This is a genomic window from Arthrobacter sp. HMWF013 (genome assembly GCF_003061105.1).
In the GTDB taxonomy this organism is placed as follows: Bacteria; Actinomycetota; Actinomycetes; order Actinomycetales; family Micrococcaceae; genus Arthrobacter.
The window spans coordinates 1-2,717 of record NZ_QAIQ01000455.1 but is presented as its reverse complement, the minus strand read 5'-3'; the positions used below and the strand labels follow the sequence as shown (position 1 = coordinate 2,717).

The 2,717-nt window shown below is 64.7% G+C and carries 2 protein-coding genes; one reads left to right on the top strand and one right to left on the bottom strand.

Annotation, left to right across the window (positions count from 1 at the left end):
- Positions 1-102: 102 nt before the first annotated feature.
- On the bottom strand, positions 103-1,269 hold the full coding sequence (locus DBR22_RS16425) for an acetylxylan esterase (protein WP_108599902.1): 1,167 nt from the start codon (positions 1,267-1,269) through the stop codon (positions 103-105).
- A 399-nt stretch (positions 1,270-1,668) separates the two neighbouring features.
- On the opposite strand from DBR22_RS16425, the gene DBR22_RS16420 reads away from it, so the two are divergent.
- On the top strand, positions 1,669-2,613 hold the full coding sequence (locus tag DBR22_RS16420) for a carbohydrate ABC transporter permease (protein ID WP_108599901.1): 945 nt from the start codon (positions 1,669-1,671) through the stop codon (positions 2,611-2,613).
- The last annotated feature ends 104 nt before the right edge of the window (positions 2,614-2,717 follow it).

The following is a 2,717-nucleotide window of genomic DNA, read 5'->3' as shown; positions in this document are numbered from 1 at the left end:
GGCCGGGCAGCCGGAGCCACTCCTGCCTCGACGTTCGAGCGCGGTTCTTTGGTGCCTTCTGCTGTGAAGGCGGATTGCTGGGTCATCAATGGTCCTCGGTGCCTAAGGTGTGGGAACGGTGGAATGGGCCTGTGCGGCGGGGCTGCCGGCGCCCAGGGTCCGGGCTAAGTACGTGATCGCTTCATTCTGCATCGCTGCAGTGAAGACGTGCCCGCCCGGCCAGAAACGTCCTGCGTAACTGTCCGGGTGGAGCGTCGCCAGGATCCTGTGGGCCTCGCGCATGCCGGCCTCCGGGAAGAGCTGGTCAGCGAGGGCGTACTGCACCAGGAACCCGTCCGCTCCGGATCTGGCGGTAAGCTCCGGCCAGTCGCCCAGCTTCCAGAGCCCCGGAGTCTGCAGCAGCCAGGAATGCGCATCCAGATACGCGGGCAGCAGGGAGTCAAAGGTGGTCATCATGCAGGTCACCACGTAGTTCCGGATCCTTGGACTCAGCGCCGCCAGGGTCAGTGCCCTGCCGCCTCCGCCGGAAAATCCGATGCAGCCCAGCCGCCCGGGATCCACGTCGGGGAGCGAGGCAAGGATCTCCAGCGCGGCGAGATCGTCGTGGGCCACCATCCCGGCAAGGCTGGTTCCGAGCAGACCGGCCGTTTTGGCCACGGTGTCCTCGTGGTAGCCGGCCGCGGCGTTGTACAGTTCCGAGTCGGTTGGTACGACGCCGTCCTCCCGCCACTGCGACTTCCTCGCCTCAAGTGCCGCGGCAGTCCGCCAGGGAGGCTCGGAGAGGTCAAAGTGCCGGCTTCCCCACGCAAACGTGTCGTGTGCCAGTACGGCGAAGCCCGCCCTGGCCACCTCTGTAGCGAGGGCGCGGCCGTCATAATGGCCTGCTCTGGCCTCGGCCGCCGACGGGTGTGTCTGGGGAAGTTCCACCAGGCGGTCCGCCCCGCCGAACTTGTTTCCGCCGTGGCAGTGCAGGGCGAGGACGCCCGGCAGCGGCCCGGAACCTCCGGCCGGGCGAACCAGCCAACCCGTAGTACGGGGGCCGAATCCCAACTGCCAGCTGAGCTGGGAGGTGGTGACGCCGTCGTGCGTTTCCTCCCAGTGGACGGTGACGTCCCTTCGGGAAGCTGGAGCCGGAACACCCAAGGCGTCCGACAATTCCTGCGCTCCGGCCGTGAGGGCCAGGTACCGCGGCTGGTTCCGGACAAAGCGGGGCCAGTCCTCGTATCCGGCGATGGCGCTGGGCCGGGCCGGACGGTTTGCTGTGCTCACTGGCCTGCCTGATGGTCGAAGGGCGGATGACGTGTTCCGGCTGTGGGGTCTGCTCGACACTGATCGGACCGCCCGTTCTAGAAAACGCTTTCTCAAAAACTAACAAAGGGCTGTACACGAGTCAAGAAACCGTTTACTTTGGTACGGAGCCGCTTTCTTCAACGCCCCGCTGGACGGTGGCATCTCCGGATCGCTGCTGCAACGATAACCCGTTGCAGCCCGCGGGGGGAGCTTGCACCACAGGCAGTGCGTTGCACCGATCGCCCCGGCGATCAACCACACGTGGATGGCCACGATGACCAAAGGAGACCACATGGCCGCTGAACCCAACCCCAGGACGCCTTGCCCGGCACGCTTGCCGGCGCCGGCGGGCCTGCTGCGTGAAATGGAGATCCCGCTATGAGCGCGATCAGTGAACTCACTACGCTCAAGCGCCGCAAGGGGCCGATGAGTGCTGAGGAGAAGAAGGCCAACGGCCGGGATAACAAGGCCGCGTATATTTTCCTGTTGCCGTGGCTGGTGGGTTTGGTCGCGATCACCATCGGTCCGATGCTGATGTCGCTGTATCTGTCCTTCACCGATTACAACCTGCTCCAGCCGCCGGAATGGACGGGTCTGGATAACTTCATCCGGATGTTCAGCGACGCCCGGCTGCATAACTCCCTGGGCGTGACGTTTACGTACGTCCTTGTCGGTGTTCCACTGCAGCTTGGAGTCGCGTTGCTGATCGCCCTGGTCCTGGACAAGGGGCTGCGCGGGCTGCCGTTCTACCGTTCGGTGTTCTACCTGCCCTCGCTGCTGGGCGGCTCGGTGGCCGTGGCGATCCTGTGGAAGCAGATCTTCGGCACCACCGGCCTTGTCAACCAGGTCCTGGCCATCTTCGGGGTCCAGGGCCCGGGCTGGATTTCGGACCCGAGCACCGCGCTGGGCTCGATCATCCTGCTCCATGTCTGGACCTTCGGCGCCCCGATGATCATCTTCCTCGCCGGCCTGCGGCAGATCCCGGTGATGTATTACGAGGCCGCCAAGGTTGACGGCGCCACCACGCTCCAGCAGTTCTGGAAGATCACCCTGCCGATGCTGAGCCCGATCATCTTCTTCAACCTGGTCCTGCAGATCATCGGCTCGTTCCAGTCCTTCACCCAGGCGTTCATCGTCTCGGGCGGCAACGGCGGCCCGTCGGACTCGACCATGTTCTTCACGCTCTACCTCTACCAGAAGGGCTTTGGCCAGTTCGACATGGGCTACGCCTCCGCGATGGCCTGGTTCCTGCTGGTCATCATCGGCATCTTCACTGCCATCAACTTCATCGCTGCTAAGTATTGGGTTTTCTATGACGACTAAGCTTCAGACGCTGCCCGCCCCGGACAAGAACACCTCCGGCGCCGGCAAGCCCACGAACCGCCGCAAGGCCGCCAAGCCCCGCGAGTCCCGCGGGACACTGGCCT